Annotated in this window: 23 protein-coding genes and 4 tRNA genes; 14 read left to right on the forward strand and 13 right to left on the reverse strand. The window is 60.3% G+C overall.

From position 1 onward, the window contains the following. Nucleotides 1–45: 45 nt before the first annotated feature. The 10 genes from KCX70_RS13945 (at nucleotide 46) to KCX70_RS13990 (ending at nucleotide 8,381) form a co-directional block, all read left to right on the forward strand. Nucleotides 46–444, forward strand: coding sequence for a MarR family transcriptional regulator (locus KCX70_RS13945; protein ID WP_090519065.1), 399 nt, complete (start codon nucleotides 46–48; stop codon nucleotides 442–444). A 218-nt stretch (nucleotides 445–662) separates the two neighbouring features. Beyond that, nucleotides 663–869, forward strand: a complete 207-nt coding sequence (locus KCX70_RS13950; protein ID WP_212617906.1) for a hypothetical protein — start codon at nucleotides 663–665, stop codon at nucleotides 867–869. Further along, entirely contained in the window at nucleotides 866–1,078 is a 213-nt protein-coding gene (locus tag KCX70_RS13955; protein WP_212617907.1) for a hypothetical protein, read from the forward strand. Before KCX70_RS13950 ends, KCX70_RS13955 begins: the two co-directional genes overlap by 4 nt. 875 nt (nucleotides 1,079–1,953) lie before the next feature. After that, nucleotides 1,954–2,133 carry a hypothetical protein gene (locus KCX70_RS13960; RefSeq protein WP_212617908.1) on the forward strand — a complete coding sequence of 60 codons (180 nt, stop codon included), beginning with the start codon at nucleotides 1,954–1,956 and terminating at the stop codon, nucleotides 2,131–2,133. Between the two features lie 192 nt (nucleotides 2,134–2,325). Further along, on the forward strand, nucleotides 2,326–2,556 hold the full coding sequence (locus KCX70_RS13965; protein ID WP_212617909.1) for a hypothetical protein: 231 nt from the start codon (nucleotides 2,326–2,328) through the stop codon (nucleotides 2,554–2,556). Continuing rightward, complete coding sequence (locus tag KCX70_RS13970; protein WP_212617910.1) at nucleotides 2,553–4,280, forward strand: hypothetical protein; 1,728 nt, start codon at nucleotides 2,553–2,555, stop codon at nucleotides 4,278–4,280. The genes KCX70_RS13965 and KCX70_RS13970 overlap by 4 nt, the downstream gene beginning before the upstream one ends. Beyond that, nucleotides 4,280–6,829 carry a hypothetical protein gene (locus tag KCX70_RS13975; protein ID WP_212617911.1) on the forward strand — a complete coding sequence of 850 codons (2,550 nt, stop codon included), beginning with the start codon at nucleotides 4,280–4,282 and terminating at the stop codon, nucleotides 6,827–6,829. The genes KCX70_RS13970 and KCX70_RS13975 overlap by 1 nt, the downstream gene beginning before the upstream one ends. Before the next feature lie 11 nt (nucleotides 6,830–6,840). Then, nucleotides 6,841–7,461 (forward strand): hypothetical protein, encoded by a 621-nt coding sequence (locus KCX70_RS13980; RefSeq protein ID WP_212617912.1) that lies wholly within the window; start codon nucleotides 6,841–6,843, stop codon nucleotides 7,459–7,461. 123 nt (nucleotides 7,462–7,584) lie between these two features. Continuing rightward, nucleotides 7,585–7,983, forward strand: a complete 399-nt coding sequence (locus KCX70_RS13985) for a hypothetical protein (protein WP_212617913.1) — start codon at nucleotides 7,585–7,587, stop codon at nucleotides 7,981–7,983. Continuing rightward, entirely contained in the window at nucleotides 7,980–8,381 is a 402-nt protein-coding gene (locus KCX70_RS13990; protein WP_212617914.1) for a terminase small subunit, read from the forward strand. The genes KCX70_RS13985 and KCX70_RS13990 overlap by 4 nt, the downstream gene beginning before the upstream one ends. Before the next feature lie 379 nt (nucleotides 8,382–8,760). Here KCX70_RS13990 and KCX70_RS14000 read toward each other — a convergent pair whose 3' ends face one another. Then, the gene (locus KCX70_RS14000) at nucleotides 8,761–9,003 is read right to left on the reverse strand and encodes a hypothetical protein (RefSeq protein ID WP_212617916.1); all 243 of its coding nucleotides are present in this window, start codon (nucleotides 9,001–9,003) and stop codon (nucleotides 8,761–8,763) included. 157 nt (nucleotides 9,004–9,160) lie between these two features. Here KCX70_RS14000 and KCX70_RS14005 point away from each other — a divergent pair, with 157 nt between their 5' ends. Continuing rightward, on the forward strand, nucleotides 9,161–9,778 hold the full coding sequence (locus tag KCX70_RS14005) for a recombinase family protein (RefSeq protein WP_212617917.1): 618 nt from the start codon (nucleotides 9,161–9,163) through the stop codon (nucleotides 9,776–9,778). A 180-nt stretch (nucleotides 9,779–9,958) separates the two neighbouring features. Here the strand turns inward: KCX70_RS14005 and KCX70_RS14010 are convergent, their stop codons facing one another. Next, nucleotides 9,959–10,204, reverse strand: coding sequence for a hypothetical protein (locus KCX70_RS14010; protein ID WP_212617918.1), 246 nt, complete (start codon nucleotides 10,202–10,204; stop codon nucleotides 9,959–9,961). A gap of 164 nt (nucleotides 10,205–10,368) precedes the next feature. Beyond that, nucleotides 10,369–10,445 (reverse strand) — tRNA-Arg (locus tag KCX70_RS14015). Between the two features lie 524 nt (nucleotides 10,446–10,969). On the opposite strand from KCX70_RS14015, the gene KCX70_RS23475 reads away from it, so the two are divergent. Together KCX70_RS23475 and KCX70_RS14020 are read left to right on the forward strand one after the other, a co-directional pair. After that, complete coding sequence (locus KCX70_RS23475) at nucleotides 10,970–11,125, forward strand: PA3371 family protein (RefSeq protein WP_336512534.1); 156 nt, start codon at nucleotides 10,970–10,972, stop codon at nucleotides 11,123–11,125. Between the two features lie 216 nt (nucleotides 11,126–11,341). Continuing rightward, nucleotides 11,342–11,668 (forward strand): Arc family DNA-binding protein, encoded by a 327-nt coding sequence (locus tag KCX70_RS14020; RefSeq protein WP_021208476.1) that lies wholly within the window; start codon nucleotides 11,342–11,344, stop codon nucleotides 11,666–11,668. 196 nt (nucleotides 11,669–11,864) lie between these two features. On the opposite strand, the gene KCX70_RS14025 is transcribed toward KCX70_RS14020, so the two are convergent. The 4 genes from KCX70_RS14025 to mgtE all read right to left on the reverse strand — a co-directional run bounded on the left by KCX70_RS14025 (nucleotide 11,865) and on the right by mgtE (nucleotide 16,640). Next, nucleotides 11,865–13,001 carry a sodium ion-translocating decarboxylase subunit beta gene (locus KCX70_RS14025; RefSeq protein ID WP_212617919.1) on the reverse strand — a complete coding sequence of 379 codons (1,137 nt, stop codon included), beginning with the start codon at nucleotides 12,999–13,001 and terminating at the stop codon, nucleotides 11,865–11,867. A gap of 10 nt (nucleotides 13,002–13,011) precedes the next feature. Continuing rightward, nucleotides 13,012–14,781, reverse strand: coding sequence for a sodium-extruding oxaloacetate decarboxylase subunit alpha (gene oadA, locus KCX70_RS14030; protein ID WP_212617920.1), 1,770 nt, complete (start codon nucleotides 14,779–14,781; stop codon nucleotides 13,012–13,014). A gap of 21 nt (nucleotides 14,782–14,802) precedes the next feature. Next, nucleotides 14,803–15,054, reverse strand: coding sequence for an OadG family protein (locus KCX70_RS14035; protein WP_212617921.1), 252 nt, complete (start codon nucleotides 15,052–15,054; stop codon nucleotides 14,803–14,805). A gap of 137 nt (nucleotides 15,055–15,191) precedes the next feature. Continuing rightward, a complete protein-coding gene (mgtE, locus tag KCX70_RS14040) occupies nucleotides 15,192–16,640 on the reverse strand; it encodes a magnesium transporter (RefSeq protein ID WP_021208472.1) in 1,449 nt (482 codons plus the stop codon). 313 nt (nucleotides 16,641–16,953) lie between these two features. Between mgtE and KCX70_RS14045 the strand changes: the two genes are divergently transcribed. Next, the gene (locus KCX70_RS14045; RefSeq protein ID WP_212617922.1) at nucleotides 16,954–17,439 is read left to right on the forward strand and encodes a DUF4124 domain-containing protein; all 486 of its coding nucleotides are present in this window, start codon (nucleotides 16,954–16,956) and stop codon (nucleotides 17,437–17,439) included. Between the two features lie 48 nt (nucleotides 17,440–17,487). Here KCX70_RS14045 and KCX70_RS14050 read toward each other — a convergent pair. From KCX70_RS14050 to alaS, 6 genes are all read right to left on the reverse strand, one after another. After that, a tRNA-Arg gene (locus KCX70_RS14050) sits at nucleotides 17,488–17,564 on the reverse strand. 70 nt (nucleotides 17,565–17,634) lie between these two features. Further along, nucleotides 17,635–17,711, reverse strand: a tRNA-Arg gene (locus tag KCX70_RS14055). 108 nt (nucleotides 17,712–17,819) lie between these two features. Continuing rightward, a tRNA-Ser gene (locus KCX70_RS14060) sits at nucleotides 17,820–17,910 on the reverse strand. A gap of 62 nt (nucleotides 17,911–17,972) precedes the next feature. Continuing rightward, complete coding sequence (csrA, locus tag KCX70_RS14065; RefSeq protein ID WP_003283978.1) at nucleotides 17,973–18,158, reverse strand: carbon storage regulator CsrA; 186 nt, start codon at nucleotides 18,156–18,158, stop codon at nucleotides 17,973–17,975. A gap of 183 nt (nucleotides 18,159–18,341) precedes the next feature. After that, nucleotides 18,342–19,577 carry an aspartate kinase gene (locus tag KCX70_RS14070; protein ID WP_021208470.1) on the reverse strand — a complete coding sequence of 412 codons (1,236 nt, stop codon included), beginning with the start codon at nucleotides 19,575–19,577 and terminating at the stop codon, nucleotides 18,342–18,344. A gap of 150 nt (nucleotides 19,578–19,727) precedes the next feature. Continuing rightward, complete coding sequence (gene alaS / locus KCX70_RS14075; RefSeq protein ID WP_212617923.1) at nucleotides 19,728–22,352, reverse strand: alanine--tRNA ligase; 2,625 nt, start codon at nucleotides 22,350–22,352, stop codon at nucleotides 19,728–19,730. Nucleotides 22,353–22,361: the final 9 nt, after the last annotated feature.

Consider the following 22,361-nt stretch of genomic DNA (forward strand, 5'->3'; position numbering starts at 1 on the left):
CGCTGGCGGGGCGCCCTGCCCTGCCGGCTCTAGCACGGGTTCGTTATGGCCAAGAAAAAGCCAAGAGTTAATTGGGGGCCGATGGGCGCGCTATCGCTGCCCAAAGCGCTAATGGCTCAAGCCGATTTCCGCGACCTTTCACCGTCTGCCCTGAAGGTACTCATGGTGCTCGGCTATCAGTACAACGGGCGCAATAACGGCGATCTGGCAGCTACTCACACGATGATGGAGAGCTGGGGCGGGATGGCAAAAGCTACGCTTGCCGGCGCGCTGAAGGAGCTTCAGGAGCGCAACCTGATCACGCGCACTCGGCAGCACAACCGGAGCAGAGACGGAGCGCGCCCGACCCTATTCGCTTTGTCGTGGGAAGGCATCGACGAATGCCCTGGAAAGGATCTTGAGGTGCCCCCCTCACCGGTGCCGAGACGAAAACTGGCCGTGTAATTCGTTTTTTCTAGTTCAATTTTTAGCCCTGACTAGTTCAAAAATTGAACCGCTGTTTTCCTGTTTCGTCCGGTTGTTTTTTCGATGCGCCGTTAGTAGTTCAAAAACTGAACCGTAATCGCACTTTTTGGTGGTTTTGTAGGTTCAAAAACTGAACACCCTTATACATATACCACCCTATACCCAGCTTTCAGCGGGGATTGGGGCGAGGAATCAGAATGACCAACATCGTACCAATCGACCCCGACACCGGGATCATCACCGACCAGGGCGCGCACATCGACGCATTCGGCCAGGCGATGCTGCTCGGCATCTTCTCCGACCTTTGCCAGCTCCGTGGCGGCGAGATGGTCCAGAACCGGGCCATCGCCCTGGATGGGATCGCGAAGCGCCTAGGCAAACTGCTGGAGCGCTACGAACCATGAAGCCGGGAGAGCGCTCACTGTTCGCCAAGATCGCGCCAATGGTCGCCCACTGTGACGGAGCGGTCGCCGCGCTGGAGTTGTACCAGGCCGACGCCGACCGGGGCGAGCTGGATACCAAGATGCTGTCGGGATTCCTGCAGGGCCTGTTCGCTGCAGGCGTGCTCAGCGACGAGGATCTTGCGACACTCGACACCAGGCGCATTCATTGACCCACCAAGCGAAGCCCCTTAGAGGCCGGGCCGCGTGGATTCTTTACTACGAAAGGTTCGTAGTATTCGCCGTCCAGCTCGTCGCAGCACCTCTCTCTCGCCAGCCCAGCCACCGAGCGGGGTTTTAATGCGCTCAGAACTGAGCACGTTTCGTGCACCAAGCGTTCAGCGGTCGTTCAACACCTGTTCAACGTCCGTTGAAAACCAACCCTAACCGGCTGGGTTATCGCTGGGTTTCCAGAGTGGCGAAAGCACCACACTGGAGCCACCCCGCCACTGTGTAGGAATCGACACACTGGACGGCGAGACAGACCAACCTGTCCGACTCGGACCGGATCGGCGGTTTCCCACGATCAAGACCGGGGGTTTCCCGCTATCAAGGCAGAGGGTATTCCCCAGAACTGGGGATATCTCACCGAGACCAAACCGTCTCAGTGAGACCAAAACGCCTCACTCGCCCCGACGGCGCTCTGCTGTATCACTTTGGATCGCCCACATTCGCTGGCACGTTTCCAGTCTCCCGCCCCTTCGCTACCCCCCGCCGTTTCACCTTCCCTTTCGTATCAGCTCAAGCACACCTAAAAACTACTGGATGAATACACACTAAAAGCTTGCCATCTGCTCAAATCGGCATATCATGTCAATTATGACGACGTGTCGTCTTTGATTACATAGCAGGGGCAGGAAATGGCATTCACAGAATCTCAGCAGCCGACCAAGCGCCGCGGACGTGCCAAGGACGTGACGAAGCGAGAGGTAGAGGCCGCCCGTAATCGCCTACGCGATGCAGCCGCGGCAGGGGATCTCCAAGCCTGCGCCGCACTGATAGCCTTAGCGGAACGACTCCCCTGCCAGCCCCTTCAGGCCGGCAACGCATGACCCCTGAAGAGTTCAAGGAACTGCGCCGCCAGGATGCACGCCAGGCCATACAGACGATGGGCCTGAAGATGACGACCAAGCCGAACGGGCTGATCCACATTCACGGTCGCGGGTTGGATATCACTGTTCGGGATCTAGCCTCGCTGCAGGAATCCGATTTCAGAGAGGCGTGGTGATGCATCCCGTCCAGCTCGAAACCGGCCCTCGCCTGTACCGCGCCGCCCTAGGCCTCCCCGAGAAATTCCATGTCCGTCTGAAACAGCAGGGCCGCACGTTGGTGGTTCTGCAGGGCGACACCGAGCAAGAAGCACACGAACGCGCTCAGCGGCTCGCTGACGCCCTTTTCAGCAATCAAGGAGGGTGGACCATTGAGCCAGCCTGACCTGCGCGTGGTGCAAAGCACTGCCGATTATGCGAACGGACCAGACGGCACCGATCTGGAGACAGCTCTGGAGCTGATGGCAGAGGAATACGCCCTGCTTGAGCGTGACGCCGAAAGCCTCGGCATCGATATGGACGAGATCGATCAGGAGTTGGCCGAGATCACTGCGAACGCGGACGCCTTGCTGGCCGGGATCGCTGGGCTGGTGACCGAATGACGCTCTATACCGACGGGCTGATTATTCGCCGAGATCGCAACATCCTGGACGACGTGGTAACGGGCCAGTTCGATGCCGCCGAGGCCGCTGCAGTCGAAAGCTTTGTTCGCTCTCCGATCCCATCCGCCTATCGGAACAACGAGCTAACCAACGCCGAGAAAGGGCCAGTCGAGATGCAGGCCTACCCGGCGTATGGCATCCCGGAGCGCCGCGCTGAGCCTGAAACGCCGCTACTGACCGCCGAGCAGGCCCGCGCACGCATCAAGGAAGAGGGGCTCGACCTGATCGTCGAGGATTCCGGCATTCGCGCCGGCGCGCTGGATATCCTGATCGAGCGCAAGCGGGCCGAGAATCAGCGCAAATTCATCCTGGACAACGCCCCCGCCTCGACCATCCCCATTCAGCTGCTGGCCGGCTTCGCAGCCTCTGCCATTGATCCGGTCAACATCGCCGCCGCCTTCGTGCCGGTAATCGGTCCGACCCGTTACGCCGCGATGCTGGCCAAGACAGGCAGCACCGCAGGCCGATTCGGAGTTCGTGCTGGCGTGGGTGCGCTGGAGGGCGCAGTGGGTACCGCTCTGGTCGAACCGATCGTGCTCAATGCTGCGAAGCGCGAGCAGGCCGACTACGACCTGGCCGACAGCCTGCTAAACGTGACATTCGGCACCGTGCTAGGCGGTGGCCTGCACAGTGTCGGCGGATATGTCTCTGACGCCATCAAGGCGCGCACGCTTGCGACGATTGACGCCGAGGCGCCCCGATCTATTGCCACGCCAACCGAACGCAGCACAGCGACGCTCCCGCAAGCCCTGGGGCGTATCAGTGATGACTCGATGGAAGGTCTGCGCCTTTCCCTGGCTCGGGGCATTGAGGCGGACCGTTCGACCCTGGCTGCAGCCGCTTCCCGCCAAGCCGCTGATGAGCTGACCCCGATCATTCGCGCCGACTTGGAGAGCTCGACAGCCGGCCGACAGCCGAACGTGCGCGACCTGAAGGCAGAGCGGGAGACTGTCCAAGTCGCTCTCGAACGGATCGATGAGAGCTTCAAGGTTCGCGCCAAAGAGTTTCAAGCCACCCTCCCCCGTAAACAGGCCGAACGCGCCGCACGCGAGGCGATAGAGGGCGAGCGGCAGCAACTGACGGCTAGGCGTGGAGAGATCGATTCCAAGCTGGAACTGAACCGGCAGGCAGAGCAAGCCGGCGCCGATCTGGCCAGCATCCGTCGCGGCGAGATTCCAGACAGTTACCGGGCTCGCGTTGCCGAACGCGCCGACGAAATCGCCCGAGGCTTCGACCTGAAAGACACCGCCCGGGCAAAGGCCGAGGCCGCCCCCTGGCAGGTTCGGGAGAACGCCCTGCGCGCCGCCGTGGCTCAGTCCGTCACCGGCCGACCAGTGAGCATCGAGGCCGTTTTCGATCTGGCCGACCCAGTGAAGCGACCCGCCGCCCTGGAGCAGATCAAGCAACCCGCAACCCGTAGCGCCGACCCTGCCGCCGGGCGTGCAAGCCGCGCCGCCGATGACGCGCTGAAGACCAAAGACATTGCCGACCCGGCCACGCTCGACAAGCTGCTGGCCGATGAACTGGCCCTGACCGACGAGATGGTCCGCCAGGCCGGCATCAACCCCGCATCGATCTACCGGGAGGCCGACGAACTGTTGGCCGACGCTGAAACCTATGCCGCCGCCTACCGGGCAGCCGCACTCTGTCAGTTGAGGAACTAATGGCCGCATTAGACTGCATCGACACTATCCAGGCTGCCGCCAAGGCTGCTGGGCGCGAGCTGAATGAACAGGAGATGGTCGAGCTAGTCGATGGCCTGCAGCAGCGAATCAAGGCCCTGCGCGCTGCCGATGAGATGCTGGGCGCCGAAGATGCCGCCCTGAAGGCTGCCGACGACCTGTCCGCCGAATCACTGCAGGCTGCGAAGCTGGAGAAGCGCAACGCAGCCATCAACGCACGGCGCCGCCTGGAGGCTATCGGCTACATCCGTAGCACCTGGTCAGACCGTCCTGACCTTGGCCTGGAATCCTTCCTGGTTGGAACAAACGTAGCCCGGGCCGGGGCGCGCCGCTCAGTCGCTGCCGAACAGAAACAGCTCTCGAACGCCTATATCGCGGGCTTCTTGAACGACATGGAACAGGCCGACCTGCTGCCGTTCCTGACCCGCGGCGACAATGACTCCGAGATAACCGACGCTCTCTGGCGTATCGGTACGGATCGCCCGCTCGATGGCCTTGGCCGGGAGTCGGTTGAGATCGCCCGCATCATGCAGAAGTACCAGGCCGCCGCTCGGTCGGATGCCAACCGGGCCGGCGCCGAGATCCGCGACTTGCCGGGCTACATCGTTCGCCAGTCGCATGACCCGTACAAACTGGAGCGCGCTGGGTTCAGCCAATGGCGCGACGAGATCAGCGATTTACTCGACGAGCGCACCTTCGAGGGCGTGACCGACCGCAGCGAGTTCCTGTTGGCCGCGTACAACGGCCTTGTCTCTGGCGTCCACCTGAAGGCATCCACGCCCGAGGCCTCTGGCTTCAAAGGCCCGCGCAACCTGGCCAAAAAGGTCAGCGCCGAGCGTGTGCTGCACTTCAAGGACGGTCTGTCCTGGCACCAATACAACAAGGCCTACGGCACTGGCTCGCTGCGTGAGGCATTCCTGGGAGGCCTGGACCGGGCAGGCCAGAACACCGGACTGATGCGCCGCCTGGGCACCAATCCCGAAAGCAACTGGGAAGCGATCCTCGACGAGCTGCAGCGCGATCTGATGGACAAGCCGGTGGAAATGCGCCGCTTCCAAACTGACCGCCGCGGCTGGCTGAAGACCCGTTTCGCGGAAGTGGACGGGACCGCCCGCCTGGCAGTGAACCAGCAGGCCGCCAGAGTCGCCTCGAACATCCGTGCTTTGCAGTCCATGGCCAAGCTGGGCGGCGCTGTTATCTCGGCCGTGACTGACCTTCCCGTCGCCGCCAGTGAGATGCGCTATCAGGGAAAGGGGATGCTCTCCTCGATGGGCACCCTGATCGGTGGAATGGTAAAGGGGCGCAAGCCAGCCGAGCAGCGCGAGATCCTGTCCAGCTTGGGCGTGTTCTTCGATAACGTCCGCGGCGACGTGGTTTCCAAATTCAGCGCCGATGATTCCCTGGGCGGCAAGATGAGCGGGCTGCAGCAGAAATTCTTCAAGCTGAACGGCCTCACCTGGTGGACCGACACGATGCGCAGCACCGCCGCGCTGATGATGAGCCATCACCTTGCCTATAACCGCGCGATGAACTGGGACCAGATGAACCCGGATCTTCGCCGAACCCTTGAGCTGTTCGACTTCGACGCGGGGCGCTGGGATCTGGTGCGCGGCACAGGTGCCAAGCTGGCCGATGGCCGCGAGTACATGACCACTCAGGGGCTCGACGATATCCCCGAGGCCGACCTGGCCGCCTACCTCACCAGCAAGGGCCGCACAGCCAACACCGCCGCAGTAGCAGAGCTGCGTGAAGAGCTAGGCGCCCAACTGCGCAGCTACATTACCGACCGGGCCAGCTATGCGGTCATCGAGCCGGATGCCAGGACGCGCGCGATCATGCGTCGCGGCACCCAGCCAGGCACTGTCGCCGGTGAGCTGCTGCGCTTTGTAGGTCAGTTCAAGGCCTTCCCGGTGGCCATCCTGCAGAAGTCATTCGGGCGTGAGCTGTACGGCCGCGGGTATACGCCGAGCGCCTATGCCGAGGGCGCCGGTCGGGAGCTGATCCAGGCGCTGCGCAACGGCAACGGCGAGAAGCTGGGCATCGCTCAGTTGCTGATCTGGACCACCCTTTTCGGGTACGGCGCCATGACCGCTAAGGATCTCCTGAAAGGCCGCGAGCCCCGCCCAGCTGATGACGCGAAGACCTGGGTAGCGGCAATGCTCCAAGGCGGCGCCCTCGGCATCTATGGCGACTTCATCTTCGGCGAGGCCAACCGCTTCGGTGGCGGCCTGATCGGCTCCCTGGCAGGCCCGACAGCGGGCGCCGTCGAAGGGCTTGCCGACGTGCTCTACCGCGTCCGCGATGGCGACGACGCAGCCGCTGCAGCCGTCCGGTTCGGCATTCAGCAGACCCCGTTCCTCAACCTGTTCTACACCCGCGCCGCGCTCGATTACCTGGTTCTGTACAGCGTGCAAGAAGCGCTGAACCCCGGATCGCTGCGCCGGATGGAACGCCGCATCGAGAAGGAAAACGGCCAGAGCTACCTGCTGGCTCCCTCCCAAACACACCTCGACCCGTTCGGGCTTGAGTAAGAGGCATACCAATGGATTACGAAAGCATCGCCAACGCCTTCTATGGCACCCCCATTACACCGCCAGAAGCGCCCGACTCGCTGCTGGGAACCGGTAAAACCCCCGAGCCCGTCAGCCGAGCGTCGGAAGCCCCCATTGAGGAGTTGTCCTGGACTGAGAGTGCCGCCGAAGCCTTCTACGGTATGAGCGAGAACCAGGTTCCGGCCGATCAGCACTATCCCGAGCTGTCCGACTTCTACGAAAGCATGGAGCGCGAAGACCGGATCAACGGCGAGGAAGTGGACGGCGAAGCATTCCACGCCAGCAGCACTGCCCTGCAGCAGTTCGCAGCCGAGGCAGGCTTCGGACGTGACCACATGCGAGCACTGATGACCGCCGCCAAGGACGCCATCTCCAACCCGATTACCTCCTACCAGAGCCTGCAGGCCAGGAACGAGCACTGCCTCTCTACCCTGCGCGCTACCTGGGGCAGCGAGTTCGACCGGAACCTGGCATACGCCAAGGCCGAAGCCGCCCGCCTCTCCCGGTCCGTACCCAACGCCGGCCAAGTGCTCGACATGGGCGCCGGATCTGACCCCGCCCTCGTGAAGCTGCTGGCCGAAGCCGGCCGCACTCGGGCACGCCGCAAATAACCCCCACACCGAAAAGGAACAAACCATGACCGCCACCAGGACGAGCTGACCGCGCTTGATGCCGCCTGCCGCGCCCTGGATCGACGCAAGCACGACCAGCGTATCAACGAGCGCGTTGCCGTCGTGAAGGCTGCAGAGCAGGCAATCCCCGGTTCCTGCCGATCGCTGCAGGCCGCATGGGCGAAGCTGGAGTCGGCTTTTGCCGAGGTGGGTGCCGCCTGGGCTGACGTGAAGGAAGTAGCACAAGCCACGAATGCCCACGCCCGAGCGTGCCAGCAGCCAGGCGTGATGCCGGATCGCATCGAGACACGCAACGATATTCCGCTCGACCTCTTGAGCAGCCTGGCCGGGAAGCTGCTCTTTATCGCCAGCAAGGACGAGATCCAGCCGAACGGCGTGCGTTATGGGAACAGTCCCGTAGTTACTGAAGAGGTACGCGAGCGGCTCAACACCAATCTGGAGAACGTCCAGCGTAATGCCGTCATGCATTCGGCGCGGTCACTAAAGGCGATTCGAGGATGACACCCAAACAAGAGGCCTTCTGTCTGGCCTACATCGAGACAGGCAACGCGAGCGAGGCCTATCGACGGGCCTACAACGCGGAGAATATGAAGCCGGAGACGGTGAACCGGAAGGCTAAGGATCTCCTCGATAACGGCAAGATCACGGCAAGGCTCGCAGAACTGCGCGAGCCCATCCTGGAGCGGCACGGCGACACCGTAGACAGCCTGCTGGAAGAGCTGGAGGCGGCCAGGGCGCGGGCATTGGCAGTTGACCGACCATCTGCCGCGGTATCGGCCACGATGGGCAAAGCGCGCCTCCTGGGGCTCGACCGTCAGCAACTGGAGGTGACGGTGGATTTCAAGGCCGGCTTGGCTGACAAGCTGAAGGCCGCACGGGAGCGAGCCGGCCGGGTTTAGGTGGGCAAAACTGGATTAGTCGGCGAGTGCCAGGGCCAAAACCCCGACAGCCTGCGCGCCTTTCATTGGTTGGGCGGTGGCAGGCATACCCAACACCAGCGGAGAGAATCAGTGTCGATTGCTTACGGACGTCCAGCGCAAGAATCTGTCCCGTTTCCTAGAGAACTCGCTGTCTTGATCGTGAAGAAAGCGTGTCGAATGGCAGAGAAGTTCGAAAACGAGTGCATCGACACAATGCAGCGTGATGCCCGACGCGCCCTGCAGCGTGGCACCGATCCCGCCGCCATCGTTCGCCAGCTCGGCCTCTGATAAACAATCATCGGAAATCAAACGGTACGCAAAGCTGGTGCGCAACTAGGTACGCAAGGAAACGCTGTGTTTACGCCTTGCTGCTTCGGCGGTAGACCCACCCCAGAAACAGGTCATGCAGCGCGCCGATCGCCAGGAAGTAAAAGAACCCCACCGCGTACAGTCCGGCATCGATCCACCAGCGGAGGTCACGGCTGCTGATCTCCCCGACAAGGATATGGATCACGTACAGGAGCAAGGCCCCGGCCAGCCAGGTAGTGATAGCCAGCGTCCATGCTTTCTTGTTTAGCGCCTCGTCGAAATCGTTGCTCACTGCTCCCTCCTTGGTGATTCGCCATCCTGTTACCTTTAAGCATAGCTGAGCTAATACGGGCAAATACGAGCAAAAAGGGCTTTATTTCCTTTTGTGGTACGTCTAAAGTGCAACGCTATTAAGTGAGCACCTTAAATGCAACACAGGGAGATTAGCCATGTTCGTTCGCGCCTACCTTCGCGCCTCCACTAGTGAGCAGGACGCCAGCCGCGCCCGTGACGCTCTGGAGCAATTTGCCGCCAACCATGGCCAGCACATCGCGTGCGAGTACCTGGAGAACGAGAGCGGCGCCAAGGCCGATCGCCCCGAGCTGCTGCGCCTGCTGAAGGACGCCAAGAAAGGCGATGTGCTCCTGGTCGAATCGATCGATCGCCTATCCCGCCTGCCAGCCGAGGACTGGCAGAAGCTGAAGACCGCTATCGACTCCAAGGGGCTGCGCATCGTCGCGCTCGATCTGCCGACCAGCCACCAGGGCATTGCCGACACGAAGGGCGACGAGTTCACCGGCCGGATGCTGGCCGCTATCAACTCAATGTTGGTGGACATGATGGCCGCCATCGCCCGCAAGGATTACGAGCAGCGCCGGGAGCGCCAGGCGCAGGGCATCGAGAAGGCAAAAGCCGAAGGCCGCTACAAGGGCCGCCCGGTTGACGAGGATCTACACAAGCGCGTCCGTGAACTGCTGGCCGCTGGCCTTGGCATTCGAGCCACCGCACGGCACGCCGGATGCTCGACTACTACCGTGCTCAAGATTCGCGACCAGACGGCCGGCTGAAGATGTCGACAGATAATATATCTGAGTACAAATCGCTTACAGGCCCCGCTAGCTCTACGTTTCGTTTCCAGCCGCTGAATCCGTCCCACAATCTGTCCCACAGTTGAGCGCGGGGTTATCTCACTTCCGCCACCGGCTGAAGCCTCCAATCCGCGACCAGGCGTCATGAGGACGGCCTACTTATTTCGTGGCCAGCCACCACACCAATGAGCAAAAGGCCCCAAGCAGAGTTCCAGTGATGAGAGTGCTTTGAATCAGCGCTCGGAGAGTCGTCCAGCCAATTGAGGCATAGAAGTCGTCCACTGCTTCGGAGCCCATCCCTCTCGCAAGCAATTCATCCACCACAGCACGGGCGCGCTGCGATAAAAAGAAGAACGCCACTATCAGCGCGATCAGATAGCAACCGCCGAAGATCCACAAGTACATGATTTCGCCTCCCTGCGCATAGACTGGCCAGATACTATCAGGCTGCAGCGCAGGGCTGCACTAGAGCAACATTCGACGATGCCAAGCGGTGCAAGTCGCACCCACATTGCACCCATGAAGGGGAATCGGTGCAGACTCTAAATCGCTGGAAACCGCATAGAATATGGCGTCCCAGGCGAGGTTCGAACTCACAACCTTCCCCTTAGGAGGGGGATGCTCTATCCAATTGAGCTACTGGGACAAATCAGGCGGCAGCATGTTAACGAGGCTTGGCCTGTTTGTCATGCCGCTTCGGTCTGTGGAACTGCACATCCAGACCACACCGCCCGCAAGAGCCTTTGCATTTTGCACGACGCCTAAATAGGCCATCAGGCAAAGCGCACGAACGCTCCGCATCTGCACGATCTAACCAATTGATTTTTAAGGATTTTTAACCAATAAAAAACTGGCATGAGGAATGCTTAAATCTCCCGACAACCATGCGAAGGAGACGCTCATGCTACGCCCAGCCTACCTGTTCAGCACCGTGGCCCTCGCCGCAATAGCCTCACAGCTGCCGGACGACATGATTGCTACAACCTCCCCTGCTGCGCTGTCAGCGCCTTCCCAACAGGTCGTGGTTCAACCCCTGCAGGTTCGAGCGCAGACCATCAGTGGCGAAGTAAGCAGACCAGCACAATCCAAACGCTGGGTATTTTGACACCGAGCGTAGTAACCGTACTTTCTAGCGGAGGAAACATGTCTATCTATGGTTACCTGTTCGTAATGCTGAGCGCAGTCTGCGGCGTTCTGAGTTTCGGGGCGAATCTGACGGAAACATGGGAAGCGGCCGCTAAGTGCGGAACAGCGCTATTCGGGATTCTTTTCCTGGTCTCGCTGGTGCTGGGTCGGCGGATAAAATTCGACCCCATCCTTCGCTGAGCGCGATTTTTCAGGTGAAGATCGGCGGCAGTTCACAGTAAAGGCTATTTGCCACCACGCAATGCTTTACTCGGTCTTTTATCGCCGTATAATTGGCGCCATTAAGCCGTCCGGTATCTTTTTCACAGGTCGTGGAACAGCATGTGCTGTTTGGTGTCTGACCGGTGACTAGAACGGCAATAAGCCACCATCGCCCACCTGACTAACCGGTTTAATATGCGCCCTATGAAGCAGGCAGTTTACTCCAGCCGCACGGCTGACAAATTCGTGGTTCGGCTACCAGACGGAATGCGTGAGCGTATCGCCGAGGTCGCGCGCAATCATCATCGCAGCATGAACTCTGAAATCATTGCTCGTCTGGAGCAGAGCCTGCTTCAGGAAGGTGCGCTCGATGACGATTCGACCATGCGCCTGGATAGCCCGGAACTGACGCTACATGAGCGTGAATTGCTGCAGCGCTTCCGTCAGCTTGCGCACCGCCAGCAGAATGCGCTGATCGCGCTGATCGCGCAGGATACCGAAGCGGCAAAAGAAGAAGACTGACACCTCTTGAGCGCTTGCAGACAGGACCAACGCCTCGACCTAGTCGGGGCGTTCGTCGTTAACCGGGCTGCGTGAACACGCCTGCAAAGAACTAGCGCTCCTAGGCGCTCAGGCAAGGCAACCCTCACCGCCGCGACTACGATGCCTGCGCCTCCTTGGCACAGGCGTGCACCCTTCGGCTGGTTCCGCAACGCGCTTAGCCAACGAAACTCAGCAATATCCCGGCAGCGACCGCTGAGCCGATCACCCCGGCCACGTTCGGCCCCATGGCGTGCATGAGCAGGAAATTATGCGGATTCGCCTCTAAACCAACCTTGTTCGAAACGCGAGCTGCCATGGGCACGGCCGATACGCCCGCCGATCCAATCAAGGGATTGATCTTGTTCGAGCTGAACATGTTCATCACCTTCGCCATGAGCACACCTGCGGCTGTACCGCAGCAGAAGGCGACCATGCCCAACAGAAGAATACCCAGCGTCTTCAGCTGCAGAAAAGCCTCGGCCGATAGCTTCGAGCCAACGGTAAGGCCCAGCGCGATAGTGACGATATTGATCAGTGCATTGCGCGAGGTGTCGGCCAGACGATCTACCACACCACACTCACGCAGTAGGTTGCCGAAGGCAAACATGCCAACCAGGGGCGCCGCATCCGGCAGTAGCATGCCGATCATCAGAGCGAGCATGAGCGGGAATACGATTTTTTCCGCTTGGCTCACATGGCGCAGCTGAGTCATGACGATGGCGCGTTCTTCTTTGGTCGTCAGGGCACGCATGATCGGCGGCTGAATCAGCGGCACCAGCGCCATGTACGAGTACGCTGCCACGGCGATAGGACCGAGCAGATGCGGCGCAAGCTTTGCGGTCACGAAGATGGACGTCGGGCCGTCGGCACCACCGATGATTGCGATCGAAGCCGCCTCGCGCAACGTGAATTCCATTCCAGGAATCCCCATCGCGGCCAGCCCCAAGGCTCCGAGCAAGGTGGCGAAAATACCGAATTGCGCCGCAGCACCGAGCAACAACGTCTTCGGGTTGGCCAGCATCGGACCGAAATCCGTCATGGCGCCCACGCCCATGAAAATCAGCAGCGGGAACACGCTGGTTGGCAAGCCGACTTCGTAGAACAGGTGCAGGATGCCAGCCCCCTCCGCCATGTTGGCTACGGGAATGTTGGCCAGCAGACCACCGAACCCGATCGGGATCAGCAGCAAGGGTTCGAACCCTTTGCGAATGGCCAGGAAGATGAGCGCCAGACACACCACGATCATGAACAACTGACCGAGCTCGAGATGATACAAACCCGTGCTCTGCCAGAGCTTGAGCAACTTATCCATGCCGCTCTCCTTAAGCGATGGTCAGCAGGCTGTCGCCCACCGACACCGCATCACCGACCTTGACACCTACCGCCGATACGGTGCCTGCCTTAAATGCACGGATTTCGGTTTCCATCTTCATCGCTTCGAGAATGATCACCAGATCACCCTCCTGCACGAGCTGACCGGGCTGCACGAGCACTTTGAAGATGTTGCCCGCCAGCGGCGCCGGTTGTGACTCGCCCGTACCGGCGGCCGGCGTGGCAACCGCATCCGACGCAGCGCCGACCGGCTTGAGTCCTTCTATATCCCCACCCTCGTTGACCTGCACGACGAACGACTTGCCGTTGACTTCGACGGTGTAGACCTCGGCAGCACCGGGCTCGCGGGGCGCCGGCGCATTACCGCTCGGGACCGGCTCGAAGGCATCGGGATTACCGCGGTTCTCCAGAAACTTGAGTCCAATCTGGGGAAACAGGGCGTAGGTCAGGACATCATCGATCTCGTCCTGGGCCAGCTTGATATTTTTCTCCTGTGCCAGCCCTTTCAGCTCGACCGTCAGCTTGTCCATCTCCGGCTGCAGGAGATCGGCGGGGCGACAGGTGATGACGCTGGCACCATCGAGCACGCGCTGCTGGAGCTCAACGTTGAAGGGTGCGGGCGCGGAGCCATACTCACCCTTGAGAATGCCGGCGGTTTCCTTGGTGATCGATTTGTACCGCTCCCCGGTAAGGACGTTGATCACCGCTTGAGTACCGACAATCTGCGAGGTCGGGGTTACCAGCGGGATGAAGCCAAGGTCTTCTCGGACGCGAGGGATTTCGGCCAGTACCTGATCGAACTTGTCGAGGGCGCCCTGCTCCTTTAGCTGGGCTTCCATATTGGTCAGCATGCCGCCTGGCACCTGCGCCACCAGAATGCGCGAATCGACCCCCTTCAGTGTCCCTTCGAACTTCGCGTATTTCTTGCGCACCTCGCGGAAATACGCTGCGACTTCTTCCAGCAGCTCTAAATCGAGTCCGGTGTCGCGCTCTGTGCCTTGGAAAATCGCCACTACCGATTCGGTCGGCGAGTGACCATAGGTCATCGACAGCGACGAAATGGCGGTGTCGACATTATCGATGCCCGCCTCGACCGCCTTGAGAATGGCTGCTGTGGAAAGGCCCGCCGTGGCATGACACTGCATGTGGACGGGGATCGACAGGCTCGCTTTAAGACGTGAGACCAGCTCGTACGCCCGATAAGGCGTCAGGATGCCGGCCATGTCCTTGATCGCCACCGAGTCGGCACCCATGTCTTCGATCTGCTTGGCCAGATCGACCCACATATCCAGGCTATGTACGGGGCTCGTCGTGTAGGAGATGGTGCCCTGGGCATGCTTGCCCTGGCGTTTGACGGCACGCAGCGCGGTTTCCAAGTTGCGCGGATCGTTCATCGCATCGAACACCCGGAACACATCAACTCCGTTGATGGCGGCGCGCTCGACGAACTTCTCGACCACGTCATCGGCATAGTGCCGGTAGCCCAACAGGTTCTGGCCGCGCAGCAACATTTGCTGGCGGGTATTGGGCATCGCTTTCTTCAGTTCGCGGATGCGCTCCCATGGGTCTTCACCAAGATAGCGAATGCACGCATCGAAGGTCGCGCCACCCCAGGATTCGACCGACCAGAAGCCTACCCGATCGAGTTTTCCGGCGATCGGCAACATGTCCTCGAGACGGACACGGGTAGCAAGAATGGATTGATGCGCATCACGAAGCACCACATCGGTAATGCCGAGCGGCTGTTTTGCTGAAGTCATGAGGAGGAACTCCCTGTTCTATCAACCGCGACGCGCGCGGTGCTGATGAATTGCAGCCTGAATGGCTGCGAATAGGTCGGCATCCATGTCAGCCGTGGCGGTGGCAGTGGCAGGCTTTACGGGGGCAGGCGGCGTCGGTTCGCTGTCGAAGCGGCCGATCAAAAAGGACATCAGGCGAATGCAAACAATCAACAAAACGAGGAAGACGAAGACGGAACCTAGGCCGAACAGCATAAGTTCGACGCCTTCGAGCAGAAGTTCGCTGGGTGTCATCGCAATTCCTTTTTCTTTTAGCAGCTCGGGCCGCCTGTTATTTGCACCGGTTCAGGGCTTCGCCAGAGCGAAACTCGCGAACAGTAGCCCGAATGCGCGGCGCAAGGCAAACGCCAAGCAGCCGCAGCCTGAGGGGCTCAGAGCAGGAAAAGCGTCGCCAATCCCAGGAAAATGAAGAATCCTCCACTGTCGGTCACGGCCGTGATCATGACGCTGGAACCCAGCGCAGGATCCCGCCCCATTCGCGCCAGCGTCACCGGGATCAACACGCCCATCAGGGCCGCCAGCAGCAGGTTCAGCGTCATCGCAGCGGTCATCACGACGCCTAACGACCAGCTGCCATACAGCCAGTACACCACGATGCCGATCACGCCTCCCCATATCAGGCCATTGAGCATGCCGACACCCGCCTCCTTGCGTAGCAGACGGGAACTGTTGCCGGTGCCCAGCTGGTCCAGCGCCATCGCCCGAACAATCATGGTGATGGTCTGGTTACCCGAATTACCGCCGATACCCGCGACAATCGGCATCAACGCAGCCAGCGCCACCAGCTTCTCGATCGAGCCGTCGAACAAACCAATCACTCGGGAGGCGATAAAAGCCGTGACGAGGTTGACGGCCAGCCAGGCCCAACGGTTGCGCAGCGACTTCCAGACCGACGCGAAGATATCTTCTTCCTCGCGCAAACCAGCCATGTTGAGTACTTCGCTCTCGCTTTCCTCGCGGATCAGGTCGACCATCTCATCGATGGTCAGTCGCCCGATGAGCTTGCCGCTTTTATCCACCACCGGAGTCGAAACCAGGTCGTAGCGCTCGAACGCCTGCGCCGCCTCGTAGGCGTCCTCGTCCGGATGGAAGGTGACAGGGTCGCTCGCCATCACCTCGGAGACATGCCGTTCCGGATCGTTGACCAGCAAGCGCTTGATCGGCAGTACGCCCTTGAGCACGCCGTCGTAGTCGACCACAAACAGCTTGTCGGTATGCCCCGGTAACTCTTTCAGGCGCCGCAGGTAGCGCAACACAACCTCGAGACTCACATCCTCGCGAATCGTGACCATCTCGAAATCCATCAGCGCGCCGACCTGATCCTCCTCGTACGACAGCGCCGAGCGAACACGCTCACGCTGCTGCGCATCGAGGGTCTCCATCAGTTCGTGAACGACGTCGCGGGGAAGCTCGGCAGCAAGATCAGCGAGCTCGTCGGCATCCATTTCCTTGGCGGCGGCAAGCAGCTCGTGATCGTCCATATCGGCGATCAAGGTTTCGCGAACAGCGTCGGAGACTTCCAGCAGAATGTCGCCGTCGCGGTCTGACTTGACCAACTGCCAGACCGTCAGGCGATCGTCGAGAGGCAAGGCTTCGAGGATATGAGCGATATCCGCGGGGTGCAGCGCCTCGAGCTTGCGCTGCAATTCGACAAGGTTCTGGCGATGCACCAGATTGTCGATTATTTCCTGCTGCTGGCCTTCCTGCGCTTGCCGATGCGCCAGATCCTCCACGAGCCTGTGGCGCTGAAGCAAATCTACGACTTGCGCCAGACGCTCCTGGAGACTTTCCTGCGGCTTCTTTGCTTCTACTTCAGTCATGGCGCACTCCACCCCAGCGGTCGGCGCGCGCCAGGGGATCAATCATTCGATACGTGATTGGCAAACGAAAGTTTTGTTCGACTACTGGGCAAATCCATGAAAGGGATCCACAAGCCCTGAGGGCGGGTCACGCGATAATACCACCGCAGCCGCTGAGCCAACCCATGAAATGCAGCTAATACAACCGCTTGCGCCACTGCCACGTTGAGACTGCGGCTTACATTGTCGACGCATTCACGTTACGAGAAGACACGACTGCGGGCTAAGAAAATCTTGGCTAGGCTGCTTCGACCATTCGTCAAGGAGGACGACCATGAACAAGCTACTCATTGCGAGCGGCTGCGCCCTGCTGCTCACCGCTACTCCGACATTCGCCGCAAGCGTCTATCGCTGCACTGACGAAGCCGGCAACGTCACCTTCACCCGCCAGGGCTGTCCGCCAGATCACACAGCGCTTAACCAGGACGTGACGAATCCAACGCCGAGCTCCAACCGCGTAATTCCTCTGGCCAAGCCAAGGGAACGAGGCACACGCAAGAGCGCGGCTACAGAGCTCACTGTTGTAGGGATGCAAGACGATGGCTGCGGCAACCACCTCACCGGCAGCGCCAAACGCAATGCCATGGTGCGACAGCAGATCCGCCCAGGAATGACCCGCGCCGATATCGAAAGCACTTTTGGAACGCCCGATGCCGTCACCAGCCGCAACGGACAGGTGCAGTATCGCTACAGCACCGACAAGGGCAGGACGCGAACCATCAGCTTCGATGAGCACGGTTGCGTTCGCGGGAAGCGCTGAATCGATGAACGAAAAAAGGGCCTGCATCGCTGCAGGCCCTTTTTGGTTTGGCGCACTCAGGAGGATTCGAACCTCCGACCGCTCGGTTCGTAGCCGAGTACTCTATCCAGCTGAGCTATGAGTGCATATGGCGCTTGATAAACCAGATCACCGCTGGTTACAACCACGAATCACCTTTCGACGACTCGCTTAAAATGGCGCACTCAGGAGGATTCGAACCTCCGACCGCTCGGTTCGTAGCCGAGTACTCTATCCAGCTGAGCTATGAGTGCACTGAGGGTGCGCATTATAAGTTTGTGAATTTGCCGGTCAAGCTCTTTAATTCAGTGAATCTCACAAACCAAAGCGCTGAAACCAACCACAACCTTAACTATGCAAAATGGCGGAGAGGGGGGGATTCGAACCCCCGACACCCTTTTGAGATGTACTCCCTTAGCAGGGGAGCGCCTTCGGCCACTCGGCCACCTCTCCGCAACACGGGGCGCATGATACCCATCTTCGCCCCGCTTGCAAAGCCAAAAATCACATAAATATTAATGGCTTGGTTCTTGATCTTTTTCTTTCTGGATCCGTTGATAGATCTCCTCACGATGCACAGCTACCTCTTTGGGAGCATTCACCCCAATGCGCACTTGATTTCCTTTGACACCCAGCACGGTGACAGTCACATCGTCACCCACCATCAGGGTCTCTCCGACCCGGCGAGTCAGAATCAGCATTCCTTTCTCCTTAAAAACGGATTCATTTCAGTAAACAGTCTGCAAAGATAAAAACGGATAATGCTCCGTGAAACATCGGCCCTAGAGCCTTTCACCAGCTATTGACCAGTAAGAACGACTCTAAAGTTCCTTTTTCTTACATCTAAAACGACGGAAGGCGCGAATAGCTCGCAAATCCGCTGATCACTCGCCCTTGCCGGCGGGAGCATCCAGCTCAAAAGCCGTATGCAGAGCCCTTACCGCCAGTTCCAGGTACTTCTCCTCGATCACCACCGAAACCTTGATTTCGGAAGTGGAAATCATCTGAATATTGATGTTTTCCTTCGCCAGCGCCTCGAACATCCGACTGGCGACACCGGCATGCGAGCGCATGCCAACGCCAACTATAGACACCTTGGCGATGTCCACATCACCGATGACTTCCCTGGCTCCCATGTCGCGGGCGATGCCCTCCAGAACCTGCAACGCGTTATGGTAGTCGTTTCGGTGGACAGTGAAGGTGAAATCCGTGGTGTTATCGTGCGCAACGTTCTGCACGATCATATCGACCTCGACATTCGCCGCACTGATCGGGCCGAGAATCTTGAAGGCCACCCCGGGCGTATCCGGCACACCACGAATGGTCAGCTTGGCTTCGTCACGATTGAAAGCGATGCCGGAAATGATGGGCTGTTCCATGGATTCCTCTTCATCAAGGGTAATGAGGGTTCCAGGACCCTCTTGAAAACTGTGCAGCACGCGCAAAGGCACGCTGTATTTGCCGGCGAACTCGACGGCACGAATCTGCAGCACCTTGGAGCCGAGACTCGCCATCTCGAGCATTTCCTCGAAGGTGATCTTGTCCAGCCGCTGAGCCTTGGCCACCACCCGAGGATCGGTCGTGTACACGCCGTCGACGTCGGTATAAATCTGGCACTCATCGGCCTTCAGCGCAGCGGCTAGCGCCACGCCCGTGGTGTCCGAGCCGCCACGACCGAGCGTGGTGATGTTGCCGGCCGCATCCACGCCCTGGAAACCCGCGACCACGACCACGCGGCCAGCCTTGAGCTCCTTGTGGATCTGCTGCGAATCGATCTGGAGGATGCGCGCCTTGGTGTGAGCACTGTCGGTGAGAATGCGAACCTGACTGCCGGTATAAGACACCGCCGGCACGCCGATCTTGGTGAGCGCCATCGCCAGCAGCGCGATGGTGACCTGCTCGCCGGTCGAAACCATCACATCCAACTCACGCGCCAGCGGCTGCTCGCTGATCTGCTTGGCCAGGTCGATGAGTCGATTGGTTTCACCGCTCATGGCCGAAACCACGACGACGATGTCATCGCCCTTGTCCCGGAATTTCTTGACCTTCGCCGCCACCTGCTCGATGCGCTCGACGGAGCCCACCGAGGTACCTCCAAACTTCTGTACGATCAAAGCCATCTCATAGCCGCCTAAGCCCGTCACGGGCGCTCATTAAACAAACAACCCAAGCACCATGCCTGGACCGAGCAAGCGAACCGCCCGGCCCGTGGTGCCTCATCGATACGCCTGCCACCCGGGGAGAAGACTGAGCGGCCTGTCGCCGTCTCGTTACGCGCGCTGCTCGACGAACGCCGCAACAAGGGCCAGCGCCTCGTCAAGCCGCCCGACGTCGGTGCCGCCGCCCTGGGCCATGTCCGGACGACCGCCGCCTTTGCCGCCCACCGCCGCAGCCGCTTGTTTCATCAGATCACCGGCCTTGAAACGTGCGCTGATATCCTGTGTCACGCCGGATACCAGCACGACCTTTTCATCCAGCACACCGCCGAGCAGGATCACCCCGCTGCCGAGCTTGTTCTTCAACTGATCGACCAGTGCAAGCAACGCCTTGCCATCCAGCCCGTCCACACGAGCCGACAGCGTGTTCACGCCCTTCACCTCGACAGCGGAGCCGGCCAGATCGTTGCCGGCAGCGCTGGCCGCCTTGGCCTTGAGCTGTTCGAGTTCCTTTTCCAGCTGGCGATTGCGCTCCAGCACCGCTCCCAGCTTGTCCAACAGGTTGTCACGACTGCCCTTGACCAGAGCAGCCGCTTCCTTCAGCTGATTCTCGGCGTTGTTCAGATAGGCCAACGCCTGCTCGCCGGTAACCGCCTCGATACGCCGTACGCCCGCCGCCACGCCACCTTCGCTGACGATCTTGAACAGACCGATATCACCGGTCCGATTGACGTGGGTCCCGCCGCAGAGCTCGACCGAGAAGCCGTCGCCCATGGTCAGCACGCGCACCCGCTCACCGTACTTCTCGCCGAACAGGGCCATCGCGCCCTTGCTCTTGGCCGTTTCGATGTCGGTTTCCTCGATACCCACCGCCGAGTTGCGGCGTATCTCGGCGTTGACCTTGTCCTCCAGCGCTTTCAGCTGCTCGGGCTTGATCGCCTCGAAATGACTGAAATCGAAACGCAGTCGCTGACTATCGACCAGCGAGCCTTTCTGAGCGACATGCTCGCCGAGGATCTGCCGTAGAGCCGCGTGCAGCAGGTGCGTCGCGGAGTGGTTCAGCGCCGTCGCCTGACGAACCGACGCATCGACGATCGCTTCGACGGCTGTGCCGACTTCCAGATTGCCGCTATCGAGGATGCCGTGATGCAGAAACGCGCCACCGGCCTTGCTGGTGTCACGAACATCGAAGCGCAGGCCTTCGGCGGACAGGTAGCCGCAATCGCCGATCTGCCCGCCGGATTCGGCATAGAACGGCGTCTCGTCGAGCACGACTACGCCTTCCTCGCCGGCGGACAGGTTCTGCACTGCCATGCCTTCCTTGAACAGCGCCAGCACCTTGCCGCGCCCGGAAGTCCCGAGGTAGCCGGTAAAGCGTGTGTCACCCTCTACTTTGACCAGGCTGTTGTAGTCCATGCCGAAGGCACTGGCCGAGCGGGCCCGCTCACGCTGAGCCTCCATCTCACGCTCGAAGCCCTCTTCATCCAGGGTCAGTTCGCGCTCGCGAGCGATGTCACCCGTGAGATCGACGGGAAACCCGTAGGTGTCGTACAGCTTGAAGATCACCTCGCCAGGAATGACGCTGCCGCTCAATTCGGCCAGGTCCTGCTCGAGGATTTTCAGTCCCTGCTCGAGGGTCTTGGCGAACTGCTCTTCCTCGGTCTTCAGCACACGCTCGATATGCGCCTGCTGGGTACGCAATTCAGGGAAGGCATCACCCATCTCGGCCACCAGGGCGGCTACGATCCGATGGAAGAAACTGCCCTTCGCGCCCAGTTTGTTACCGTGCCGGCAGGCACGGCGAACGATGCGGCGCAGCACGTAGCCACGCCCTTCGTTCGAGGGCGTCACGCCATCGGCAATCAGGAAACCGCAGGAGCGGATGTGGTCGGCAACGACCTTGAGCGAGGCCTGGCCGTCGTTGCTGCAGCCGATTGCCTGCGCCGATGCATTGAGCAGGCTCTGGAACAGATCGATCTCGTAGTTCGAATTCACATGTTGCAGTACCGCACTGATGCGCTCCAGACCCATGCCGGTATCCACGCTCGGCGCAGGCAGCGGATGCATCACGCCGTCCGCGGTGCGGTTGAACTGCATGAAGACGTTGTTCCAGATTTCGATATAGCGATCACCATCTTCCTCTGGCGAACCGGGCGGGCCGCCCCAGATGTGCTCGCCGTGGTCGAAGAAAATCTCGGTGCAGGGGCCGCAGGGACCGGTGTCACCCATCGCCCAGAAATTATCCGAGGCATAGGGCGCGCCCTTGTTGTCGCCGATGCGCACCATGCGTTCGGCGGGCACACCGACTTCCTTGGTCCAGATGTCGTAGGCCTCGTCATCACTGGCGTAGACGGTGACCCAAAGCTTCTCCTTGGGCAGGTTCAGCCACTTCTCGGAAGTCAGGAACTCCCAGGCGTAGCTGATCGCGTCACGCTTGAAATAGTCGCCGAAACTGAAATTGCCGAGCATCTCGAAGAAGGTATGGTGCCGCGCCGTGTAGCCGACGTTCTCCAGGTCATTGTGCTTGCCACCGGCACGCACGCACTTCTGGCTGGTGGCGGCGCGGGTGTAGGCGCGCTTTTCCAGGCCCAGGAAGCAGTCCTTGAACTGGTTCATGCCGGCGTTGGTGAACAACAGCGTCGGGTCGTTCGCCGGGATCAGCGAACTGGAGGCCACACGCGTGTGGCCCTTCTCTTCGAAGAAGCGGAGGAAGGCTTCACGGATTTCTGCGCTTTTCATAGATTTTCT

This window comes from Stutzerimonas stutzeri, assembly GCF_018138085.1.
In the GTDB taxonomy this organism is placed as follows: Bacteria; Pseudomonadota; Gammaproteobacteria; order Pseudomonadales; family Pseudomonadaceae; genus Stutzerimonas; species Stutzerimonas stutzeri_AI.

Coding starts and splice junctions, on each gene's coding strand:
- KCX70_RS13945 (WP_090519065.1), top strand. CDS start 46: ATGGCCAAGAAAAAGCCAAGAGTTAATTGGGGGCCGATGGGCGCGCTA.
- KCX70_RS13950 (WP_212617906.1), top strand. CDS start 663: ATGACCAACATCGTACCAATCGACCCCGACACCGGGATCATCACCGAC.
- KCX70_RS13955 (WP_212617907.1), top strand. CDS start 866: ATGAAGCCGGGAGAGCGCTCACTGTTCGCCAAGATCGCGCCAATGGTC.
- KCX70_RS13960 (WP_212617908.1), top strand. CDS start 1,954: ATGACCCCTGAAGAGTTCAAGGAACTGCGCCGCCAGGATGCACGCCAG.
- KCX70_RS13970 (WP_212617910.1), top strand. CDS start 2,553: ATGACGCTCTATACCGACGGGCTGATTATTCGCCGAGATCGCAACATC.
- KCX70_RS13975 (WP_212617911.1), top strand. CDS start 4,280: ATGGCCGCATTAGACTGCATCGACACTATCCAGGCTGCCGCCAAGGCT.
- KCX70_RS13980 (WP_212617912.1), top strand. CDS start 6,841: ATGGATTACGAAAGCATCGCCAACGCCTTCTATGGCACCCCCATTACA.
- KCX70_RS13990 (WP_212617914.1), top strand. CDS start 7,980: ATGACACCCAAACAAGAGGCCTTCTGTCTGGCCTACATCGAGACAGGC.
- KCX70_RS14005 (WP_212617917.1), top strand. CDS start 9,161: ATGTTCGTTCGCGCCTACCTTCGCGCCTCCACTAGTGAGCAGGACGCC.
- KCX70_RS14010 (WP_212617918.1), bottom strand. CDS start 10,204: ATGTACTTGTGGATCTTCGGCGGTTGCTATCTGATCGCGCTGATAGTG.
- KCX70_RS23475 (WP_336512534.1), top strand. CDS start 10,970: ATGCTGAGCGCAGTCTGCGGCGTTCTGAGTTTCGGGGCGAATCTGACG.
- KCX70_RS14020 (WP_021208476.1), top strand. CDS start 11,342: ATGCGCCCTATGAAGCAGGCAGTTTACTCCAGCCGCACGGCTGACAAA.
- KCX70_RS14025 (WP_212617919.1), bottom strand. CDS start 13,001: ATGGATAAGTTGCTCAAGCTCTGGCAGAGCACGGGTTTGTATCATCTC.
- oadA (WP_212617920.1), bottom strand. CDS start 14,781: ATGACTTCAGCAAAACAGCCGCTCGGCATTACCGATGTGGTGCTTCGT.
- KCX70_RS14035 (WP_212617921.1), bottom strand. CDS start 15,054: ATGACACCCAGCGAACTTCTGCTCGAAGGCGTCGAACTTATGCTGTTC.
- mgtE (WP_021208472.1), bottom strand. CDS start 16,640: ATGACTGAAGTAGAAGCAAAGAAGCCGCAGGAAAGTCTCCAGGAGCGT.
- KCX70_RS14045 (WP_212617922.1), top strand. CDS start 16,954: ATGAACAAGCTACTCATTGCGAGCGGCTGCGCCCTGCTGCTCACCGCT.
- csrA (WP_003283978.1), bottom strand. CDS start 18,158: ATGCTGATTCTGACTCGCCGGGTCGGAGAGACCCTGATGGTGGGTGAC.
- KCX70_RS14070 (WP_021208470.1), bottom strand. CDS start 19,577: ATGGCTTTGATCGTACAGAAGTTTGGAGGTACCTCGGTGGGCTCCGTC.
- alaS (WP_212617923.1), bottom strand. CDS start 22,352: ATGAAAAGCGCAGAAATCCGTGAAGCCTTCCTCCGCTTCTTCGAAGAG.